General features: G+C 40.0%; 8 protein-coding genes. 3 read left to right on the top strand and 5 right to left on the bottom strand.

Going from position 1 to position 10,210, the window contains the following annotated elements; genetic code table 11:
- Window positions 1–1,078: 1,078 nt before the first annotated feature.
- From L652_RS1000000125375 to hslR, 5 genes are all read right to left on the bottom strand, one after another.
- On the bottom strand, window positions 1,079–1,792 hold the full coding sequence (locus L652_RS1000000125375; protein ID WP_253947709.1) for a PepSY-associated TM helix domain-containing protein: 714 nt from the start codon (window positions 1,790–1,792) through the stop codon (window positions 1,079–1,081).
- A 21-nt stretch (window positions 1,793–1,813) separates the two neighbouring features.
- Window positions 1,814–2,188 (bottom strand): PepSY domain-containing protein, encoded by a 375-nt coding sequence (locus tag L652_RS1000000125380; RefSeq protein WP_253947710.1) that lies wholly within the window; start codon window positions 2,186–2,188, stop codon window positions 1,814–1,816.
- A gap of 183 nt (window positions 2,189–2,371) precedes the next feature.
- Window positions 2,372–3,910, bottom strand: coding sequence for a phosphoenolpyruvate carboxykinase (locus L652_RS0108920; RefSeq protein WP_024596264.1), 1,539 nt, complete (start codon window positions 3,908–3,910; stop codon window positions 2,372–2,374).
- A gap of 271 nt (window positions 3,911–4,181) precedes the next feature.
- A complete protein-coding gene (gene hslO, locus L652_RS0108925) occupies window positions 4,182–5,027 on the bottom strand; it encodes an Hsp33 family molecular chaperone HslO (RefSeq protein WP_002962025.1) in 846 nt (281 codons plus the stop codon).
- A 12-nt stretch (window positions 5,028–5,039) separates the two neighbouring features.
- On the bottom strand, window positions 5,040–5,462 hold the full coding sequence (hslR, locus tag L652_RS0108930) for a ribosome-associated heat shock protein Hsp15 (protein ID WP_007586590.1): 423 nt from the start codon (window positions 5,460–5,462) through the stop codon (window positions 5,040–5,042).
- 210 nt (window positions 5,463–5,672) lie between these two features.
- Between hslR and gspC the strand changes: the two genes are divergently transcribed.
- The 3 genes from gspC to gspE all read left to right on the top strand — a co-directional run.
- Complete coding sequence (gspC, locus tag L652_RS0108935) at window positions 5,673–6,614, top strand: type II secretion system protein GspC (RefSeq protein ID WP_024596265.1); 942 nt, start codon at window positions 5,673–5,675, stop codon at window positions 6,612–6,614.
- Between the two features lie 23 nt (window positions 6,615–6,637).
- On the top strand, window positions 6,638–8,701 hold the full coding sequence (gene gspD, locus L652_RS0108940; protein ID WP_024596266.1) for a type II secretion system secretin GspD: 2,064 nt from the start codon (window positions 6,638–6,640) through the stop codon (window positions 8,699–8,701).
- The coding region (gspE, locus tag L652_RS0108945) for a type II secretion system ATPase GspE (protein WP_024603411.1) at window positions 8,694–10,210 on the top strand (1,517 nt) is incomplete at its 3' end. The genes gspD and gspE, both read left to right, overlap by 8 nt.

Below are 10,210 nucleotides of genomic sequence, written 5' to 3' on the forward strand. Positions count from 1 at the left end.
TCCATGCCGAACTCAGTAGTGAAACGAAACAGCGCCGATGATAGTGTAGCATTTGCTATGTGAAAGTAGGACATTACCAGGCTTCAAATTGTAGAGACCCGTTACAGCAATGTGACGGGTTTTTTGCTTTCTGGGATTTAGTAAATAGCCAAGAGCCCATCCCGAACTCAGTAGTGAAACCAAACAGCTCGAAGGCGAGCCCCGGCCAACGATAGTGTAGCATTTGCTATGTGAAAGTAGGACATTACCAGGCTTCAAATTGTAGAGAGCCCGACTAGAAATAGTCGGGCTTTTTTACGTCTGCAGAAAAGTGAAATGCGCGCAATTAACACATCCACAGCAACACCCATCACGTAGGGCGGGCGAGCGCAGCGACTCCCGACGCTAAAATCACAACAAAATCTCTCAATACCCCAGTCGGCCAATAAAGTAGCATTTGCTACGTGACTTTCTACTGCTGTGGGCACTATGACATCACCAGGTTTTAAATTGTAAAAAGTAAATGCGCGCAATTAATACACACTCACATCAACACCCATCACGTAGGTCGGACGAGCGCAGCGACTCCCGACGTTAGAATCACAACAAAAGCCCTCAATACCCCATTCGGCCAATAAAGTAGCATTTACTACGTGACTCTCCACCGCTGTGGGTATCGTGACATTACGCAGGCTTCACATTGTAAAGAGCCTTGCTTTAACTATTCAGTAGCCTATTAGACATTCCCATTAGGTATATAGCCTTATTTACAGACACTAGTAAGCAATTAATTGGGGGGCACTATTGTGCGCTAAGTTTACCTAAGTGATTTACCGCATTACATCTGTAACTAACTGTAGTTTTAGCGCGTGCAGAATAAATACACATACCTGATAATTATACTAATCGGCAATAATACCTAATCAATTTGGTGGATTGAACTTGACGTTAATTGCGTTAGAAATTTCTGATATACGATTGCATGGATACAGAAGGTTGAGCAACTTAGGAGTAATTGGCGAGAACAACGAAATAAAGAAATCTTTGTCCTCAAATAGATCATTTAACTAGGGAGATTGGCGTAAAGTTTATTTTATTTTTATATTCTCTTGGTTCTAACTAACCACCTATATACGCCAATAAAGAACAATGCAGCAGATCCAAAGCCACTCAGCACCCAAATGACTTTTAAAATGTTACCGCCAATGCTGCCGTCATGTAGAGGGTGTATCCAGTTTTTTATTTTATTAGCCGTACTTTGCTTATCTATATTAAACACGCTCTCTAACTTTCCTGTAAGTGCATTAACCTCTATATAGCTATGTGGAAAGCGATACGAAGGATCGTTTACAGTTTGAAATCTTAATCTGTAAATAGCATTTAAGTTTGAGGGTGTTTCAATCCAAGCTAAACGCGTATTCGGTAATGCTTTTTCAGCTATTAATACCGCTTGTGATAAAGGAATATTGGTTTGTTTACTCGGTTGAATTTGTGTTTTTGGTGGAGAGTTTATATCGCTAACTAGAGCGGTTAATATAGGATCTGTTTGTTTTGGAATAGCGAGCATAACACCTGTAACAGTTAAAGCTAGTAGCGGTATGCAGAAGGTTAAACCAATTAGTTTATGCCAGTCGTATAGCAAACCTATTTTAGAGCTACGAGATTTAAACTTTAGTGCCTTTACCCACTGCCCAGGCTTTGGAAACCAAGCAAAGAATCCAGAGATAAGAAGAACTATTGAGGCTATGCCTATATAGCCAACAACGAGAGTGCCCGTTGCTCCTGTTAGTAATGAAAAATGTAAGTTGTACATCCAAGTTACTAAGTATTTTCCCTAATAGTTTTTACGTATTACTTTATCACTACTGCTAGATAGCCATACCATTAAGGGAGCAAAGCCTTGCTCTTTTGTTTCTATTGGATTGTAGTACCGCGCGGGAATTACTGAGTTCACACCTGTGTTTTCTAATCGCCATGGCCCTTGTTTTGTAGGGAAATTTGCTCTTAGCATATTGTATGCTTGATCCCAATTAGGTGGTTTTGTATTAGTGGTAGTGTCATTAATTGGATTTAACAGTGAGTCTATTTGTGGGTAATAAACTAATACGGAGCCAGAAAGGCTAATAATAGTAAGTAAAACACCTACCGATAGACCTAAGTATAAATGTAACCGCCTGAATATTTTTTGCCATGAAAGCTTTAGTGTCATTAATTAAATAGCCGTGATGAGTAATGCAGGTTTATTGGGCATTAAGGAAGGATTAATTACGCGGTATATTATATGTTTTTTTGATATGAGTTGTGCGGCATTTTGTCGCACTTATTAAATTAGGTATTTAGAAAGTAAAACGCCAGCTCTTGGCTGGCGTTAAAATACAAGCTTGAAGCTTATTTAAGCTTTAGGTCCTGCAGTTTTTATATCGTCTGATACGTCATACTTAGCAAAGTTTTCAGTGAAGTCTGCGGCAAGTTTTGCTGCATATTCATTGTACTTAGCTTTATCTTCCCACGTATTAATAGGATTAAGTAAGTTAGTATCTACACCTGGAACTGCTACTGGTACATCTAGGTTTAAAACATCAATGTGCTGAGTTTCAACACCCGCTAATTTACCAGATACGATTGCATCAATTACTGCGCGAGTAGTCGGGATATCAAAACGTTTACCTGTGCCGTAAGGGCCGCCAGTCCAACCTGTATTCACAAGGTACACCTTAGCGCCAAACTCGCGTACACGCTTCATAAGAAGCTCAGCGTAAACACCAGCAGGGCGTGGGAAGAATGGTGCGCCAAAACATGTCGAAAATGTTGATTCAATATCGCTAGTTGAACCAATCTCAGTAGAACCAACTTTTGCTGTGTATCCACTTAAAAAGTGAAAAGCAGCAGCTTCTTCGCTAAGAATAGAAACCGGTGGTAATACACCGCTTACATCACAAGTTAAAAATACAACAGCCTTAGGTTCGCCTGCGCGGTTTTCTACTTTACGTTTTTCAACGTGTTCAAGTGGATATGCTGCACGGCTATTTTGAGTAAGGCTAGTATCGTTAAAGTCTGGAACGCCTTTTTCATCTAACACTACATTTTCTAAAATAGTGCCAAAGCGAATAGCATTCCAAATTACAGGTTCATTCTTTTGTGACAGGTCGATACATTTAGCATAACAACCGCCTTCAATATTAAACACGCTTCCAGGTGCCCAGCCGTGCTCGTCATCACCAATTAGAAAGCGAGTAGGGTCTGCTGAAAGTGTTGTTTTACCCGTACCAGATAAACCGAAGAATAATGCTGTATCGCCTGCTTCACCAACATTAGCAGAACAGTGCATTGGTAATACACCTTTTGCTGGTAGTAGGAAGTTTTGTACAGAAAACATCGATTTTTTCATTTCACCGGCGTAACGCATACCTGCTAGTAATACTTTACGCTGTGCAAAGTTAATAATGACGGTGCCATCGCTATTTGTGCCATCACGTTCTGGCTCACATACAAACGAAGGAACGTTCATTACTTGCCATTGTGGTAAGTTTGAGGCGTTATAGTTTTGTGGTTCGATAAACATGTTTTTGGCAAAAATATGGTGCCACGCTGTTTCTGTAGTTACGACTACAGGTAGATAATGCTCAGGGTCAGCGCCAACTTCTAGGTGAGAGGTGAAGTGGTCATTACTTTGAACATGTGCTTCTACGCGAGCCCATAATGCGTCAAATTTTTCTGCATCAAATGGGCGGTTAACGTTGCCCCATTGAATGTCATCTTGAGTTGTTGCTTCTTGAACAATAAAACGATCTTTTGGTGAACGGCCAGTTCGTTTTCCTGTAATTGCAACAAAAGCACCATTTGCGGCTAAAGTACCTTCGCCACGGCGGATCGCATGCTCGACAAGTTCAGCTGCGGTTAAATCGACAAAACGTGTAGCGCCTGTAGTCATGTTTATACCTAACTATAATGTGTGAGAGTTTGAACGGGATAGCTCTGGGGTTATCAGTGCCCTTAAGCTGAAATTATAGTAACAGAAGGTTTTGAGATATTCGAGCCCGTAAAGCCTCTAAAAACACATATATTTGCTAAAAAACATGAATAATTTCAATGATACCGGTGTCAGTAAATTAACAAAATTCATGACACCGGTATCATCTTTTTATAATATAAAACCGCATATTTTGCGGCTTTAATTACTATATATAAATGAAGCTGAACATTTAGTTGAAAATGCTTTTTATGTCTTGTTCGTTAAAAACATACTCTTTTAAACAGTAATGACAGTTAATGTTAACAGTCCCTTTCTCAGCTACATCTTTGAGTAGTTCTTCTTGTCCAATATTAACTAGTGCAGTAATTGTTTTATCACGACTACAACCACATTTGAATTTAATAGCTTGAGGTTCAAATACGCGAGGATTATCTTCGTGATAAAGACGTGTAAGAACTGTGTTCGCATCCAAGTGTAACAACTCTTCATTTTTAATCGTGTTACTTAATGCTTCTAGGTGTGCAAAGTCTTCAATTGATTTTTGTTTATCAACTGGAAGCACTTGTAAAAATAGACCACATGCTTTTGCGCTACCTTCAGTAGTGTCAGTTGCAAACCAAAGGCGTGTTTTTAGTTGCTCAGATTGCTCAAAGTAACTTTCGATACATTCACTAAGAGTATCATGCTCTAGCGGCACTATACCCTGGTAGCGTTCACCTTTTTCAGGAGTAATAGTGATTACCATATAGCCTTGGCCAATAAGCTCTTTTACAGTTGTGCCCGTAATTTCGCTTTGCAGGCGTGCAATACCACGCATATTTTGTTTGTCATCACCATTTATAACAGCATATTTAACTGGGCCATCACCTTGAAGCTGTACAGCAATTTCACCTTCAAACTTTAAGGTAGCAGTAAGTAAACAGGTTGCAACGAGTAACTCACCAAGTAATGCTTTAACAGGGTCGGGGTAATTATGGTCGGCAATCATTTCATTATAAGCACTCTCGATTTGTACGAGTTCGCCACGAACATCTAGTTCGTTGAATAAATAACGGTGAAGTAAATCTTGTTGCATGAGCGGCTATACCTAACTTGATTTCATTTTTAAAAGTTCGCGTCTTTGCTTTTTATCCGGTTTTTTATCCGGATGGGGGGCAAAAAAGCTGTTATTTTTACGTGCGATGCTGTTCTCTTCGCGTTTAGCAATACTGGCATCAGATTCTTGATACATGGTCTGTGCAATGGGGGCGCTTTGGCGTTTTTCAAGCACTGAGAGTATAGTTATCAGCTTTTCATCTACGCCCTGAGCCAGTTTTACTTTTGCGCCAACGTCTACTATTTTACTCGCTTTTGTACGTTGGCCATTATAATGTACTTTGCCGCCTTGCACCATTTCGCGTGCAACTGCACGAGTTTTATAAAATCGCGCAGCCCATAACCATTTATCTAATCGAACTTTTAACCCATCTACAGGGTCTGAGCTGGTATTAGCATTACTTTTTTTACTCATAAGGCATTTCCCCACGTTTTTATAGCTTAAAATTTATCATGAAATCATCGTAGGATGAAGGTATTACAACAGCAGTTTACTTTTTGTACTGTTATGTAAAGTTGATTTAATCTGTTTACAAAGTTTAATATTAGTGTGCTTGTTGAAAGAAAAATGAAAGGGTACTATGGGTACGCGCTAACGCAGTAAATTAAAATAAGAACACTATTTATGGAACAGCAAATCCAACAACTAAAACAATTTTTAACTCGTTTACCGCATGCTAAGTTAAGTGCATTAGTGACACTCTTAGTTGTTGTTTATCTTGCATTTTTATTATCAAAACTTGTTTGGCTTTTGTGGCCAAAACCACCAATAACTCTGCTTACCCCTAGCGATCATGCTAATCAGTCATCTGGTGCGAGTAATAACTCTGCGCAGCATATTGTTGAGCAATTCTTATTTGGTAAAAAAACTGTAACAAACAACAATAATACTGCAAAGCAATCGCAGGTTATAAACAATGCGCCAGAAACACGCTTAAGTATAAATTTAACCGGTATTGTAGCGGTTAATAACGATGATAAAGCAGGTATCGCAATTATTGAATCACAAGGTAAGCAAGTAAGCTATCTTGTTGAAGAAGTTGTATTAGGCACGCGCGCTGAAGTAGCACAAATATTACCTGATCGTGTTATTTTGAATGTTAATGGGCGTTTTGAGACTTTGATGCTTGATGGACTCGATTTTAATAAAACGGTATCTATGCCAGTACTCGCTGCCCGTGATGATGCTGAAATGGGTCCGCAAAAATTAGAGCTAAGTGAACTACAAATAGATGCTACTGCAGATCCAGACGTTAAAGAAGCAATTATAGAAACACGTGAAGACCTGCTCGAAGAGCCAGGCAAATTATTTGACTATATACGTGTTTCACAAGCCATGAATGATGGCGAACTAATCGGATATCGTTTAAGTCCAGGTAAAGAGCCTGAACTATTTAAACAAATGGGATTAAAAAATAACGATTTGGCTATTTCTATAAATGGCTATCAATTAACAGATTTAAAACAGGCTATGTCAGCTATCAACGAGCTGCGTAATAGTACAGATGCCAATATCACTATAGAACGTGATGGTGAACAAATCGATGTGCAATTTAGTCTGCAATAATTTAGCTTTGGAGTTTTAATACAATGGTTCAGGTGCTACACCTCAAAAAAATTAAAAAAGGGTTAGCTAAGTACGCAGCACTTTTTTTGGCGGCAAGTATTTCTTTGTCTGTTTCTGCTGTTGAATATGCTGCTAACTTTAAAGGAACTGATATCAACGAGTTTATTAATATTGTTGGTAAAAACCTTAATAAAACAGTGATTATTGACCCTAACGTGCGCGGCAAAGTAAATGTTCGCAGCTATGAGTTAATGGACGAAGCACTTTATTATCAGTTCTTCTTAAATGTATTGGAAGTTTATGGCTACTCAGCTGTTGAAATGGACAATGGCATAATTAAGATAGAAAAAAGTTCAGACGCCAAAAAATCAAATGTACCACTTATTGACGAAGGTAGTGAAGCTAGCGGCGACATGATGATTACACGTGTTGTACGTGTTAAAAATGTAAGTGTACAAGAGCTTGGCCCTTTGGTTCGTCAATTTAGCGATCAAAAAGATGGTGGCCACGTTGCCAACTTTAATGCGGCTAACGTTATGATGCTAACGGGTCATGCAGCATCGGTTAATCGCTTAGTTGAGATCATTCGCTCTGTTGATCAGGCGGGTGACAAGCGTGTAGACATCGTTAAGCTTAAATATGCGACGGCAGATGATGTTGTCTCTGTGGTAGATAATATTTATAAAGACAGCGGTAAAGGCAGTGTACCTGAATTCTTAATTCCAAAAGTTGTGGCTGATGGCCGAACTAATAGCGTTATTGTAAGTGGAGAAGGCCAAGCACGTACACGTGCTATTGAGCTCATTAAGCGCTTAGATGGTGAGCTAGAAAGCCAAGGCAACACCAAGGTGTTTTACTTAAATTATGCTAAAGCTGAAGATTTGGTCAAAGTATTGCAGGGTGTTAGTAAGTCCCTTGTTGAAGATGCACAAGGCGGTACTACTAAAACTCGTAGCAGAAGCAATAATGAAAGCAGTATAGAGTCTCACCCTGACTCAAACTCATTAATTATTACCGCACAGCCAGACACAATGCGATCACTTGAATCTGTAATTGAACGCCTTGATATTCGCCGTGCCCAAGTACTGGTTGAAGCCATTATTATTGAAGTAATGGAAGGCGACGGGGTTAACTTAGGCCTGCAGTGGATTTCTGAGCAGGGCGGTATGCTGCAGTTTAACAACGGCACTACAGTTCCCGTGGGTTCATTAGCTGTTGCTGCAGAGCAAGCACAAGATACAACCGTAACTAAAACTATCATTGGTACAGAGTCAGGAAACGTGACTAGTTATGACGAAACGACTGAGGGTGACTATGATGCGCTTGCTTCATTGCTAAGTGGCATTAATGGTTTAGCGCTGGGCGTTGTTAAAAATGATTGGGGCGCAATTATTCAGGCTGTTGCCACTGATACAAATTCAAATATTTTGGCTACCCCTTCTATTACTACAATGGATAACGAAGAAGCCTCTATTTTAGTCGGTCAAGAAGTGCCTATTATCACAGGTTCACAAACGGGCAGTAATAATGCTAACCCATTTCAAACAGTTGAGCGTCAAGAAGTCGGTATTAAACTGATAGTTACGCCACAGATTAACGATGGCTCTGCAGTACAACTTACTATTGAGCAAGAAGTATCGAGTGTAAGTGGTGCAACTGCTGTTGATATTTCTGTTAATAAACGTGCAATTAAAACAACGGTTATGGCCGATGATGGCGGTATGGTTGTACTTGGCGGTTTAATTGACGAAGACGTACAAGAAAGTGTTTCTAAGGTACCGTTATTAGGCGATATCCCTATTTTAGGTCACCTGTTTAGATCAACAAATACAACGCGTCGTAAGCGTAATCTTATTGTATTTATTCGCCCAACCATTATTCGTGATGGTGTAAGCATGAATAAGTTAAGCTTTAATAAATATAACTTTATTCGTGGTGAGCAGTTTAAACAAAAAGAAGACGGTATTGAGTTAATGCCAATGACAGATACGCCTATTTTACCTGAGTGGAATGACGAACTAGTACTTCCACCTACGTATGAAGAGTCTCTACGTAAACAAAATGCACAAGAGCGTAAAGATGACTAATGCGATTCAAGAGATAAACCAAGATGTGGTTCATCCTCAAACGCATAATCAGGATGAGCTATTAACGAGTGATGTGTTAGTTGAGTTACCAGCAAAGCGTTTGCCATTTTCCTATGCAAGACGCGCAGGTGTGTTGCTTGGTAAAAACAAAGATCATCGTATAGTTTACTACCGTGGTGAGCTAGATGTGGAGGTACTATTAGAAGTACGCCGTATCGCAGGCCATGGTTTTACTCTTGAGCAATTGGATGATGATAAATTTGAGCTATTGCTTGAAGCGTCATACCAACGTGATAGCTCTGAAACACAACAAATGATGGAAGATATTGGCAACGAGGTTGATTTATTCTCGCTTGCTGATGAGCTCCCGCAAACTGAAGATTTACTTGCTGGTGACGATGATGCGCCAATCATCAAGCTTATTAATGCCATGCTAAGTGAAGCGATTAAAGAAGGGGCTTCTGATATTCATATCGAAACCTTCGAGCAAGAGCTTGTTATTCGCTTTAGGGTCGATGGCGTGCTTAAAGAAGTGCTTAAGCCTAATCGTAAACTTGCATCGTTACTTGTATCTCGTATTAAAGTAATGGCTAAGCTTGATATAGCTGAAAAACGTATTCCACAAGATGGTCGTATTAGTTTACGTATTGCTGGGCGTGCAGTTGATGTGCGTGTATCTACAATGCCATCGAGCTTTGGTGAGCGCGTAGTACTGCGTTTACTTGACAAAAACAACGCGCGATTAAACCTTGAAGATTTAGGTATGACCGCAGAAAATCGCGCATTGTTTTCAGATCTAATTAGTAAACCCCACGGTATTATTTTGGTAACAGGGCCAACGGGCTCTGGTAAAAGTACCACTTTATACGCTGGTATGAGCCAAATTAACTCACGCGATCGTAATATTCTTACCGTTGAAGATCCGATAGAGTACGAAATTCCAGGCATTGGGCAAACACAAGTTAATGCAAAAGTTGATATGACATTTGCACGTGGTTTACGTGCAATATTACGTCAAGATCCTGATGTAGTAATGGTGGGTGAAATACGCGACCTTGAAACTGCGCAAATTGGTGTTCAAGCGTCACTTACCGGTCACCTTGTTATGTCTACCTTGCATACAAATACCGCATCGGGTGCAATTACACGTATGGAAGATATGGGTGTTGAACCCTTCTTACTTTCATCGTCGTTACTCGGTGTGTTGTCGCAACGCTTAGTACGTACGTTATGTAATACCTGTAAAGAAGGTCACACGGCTGATGAGCATGAATGCCAGCTGTTAGGGGTTCCTTTTGAAAGCCAACCGACAATCTATCGAGCGGTGGGGTGCGAGGAGTGTAACTTTAATGGTTACCGTGGTCGTACAGGTATTCATGAGTTACTTGTAGTTGATGAAACCATACGCGAAATGATTCACAACGGTAAAGGCGAGCAAAGCGTAGAAAAATACATTCGTAAGCGCAGCCCAAGTATTCGTCAAGATGGTTGTAGCCGTGTACTGGCAGG

This window comes from Pseudoalteromonas sp. TB25, from assembly GCF_000497995.1.
GTDB classification, from domain to species: Bacteria; Pseudomonadota; Gammaproteobacteria; order Enterobacterales; family Alteromonadaceae; genus Pseudoalteromonas; species Pseudoalteromonas distincta.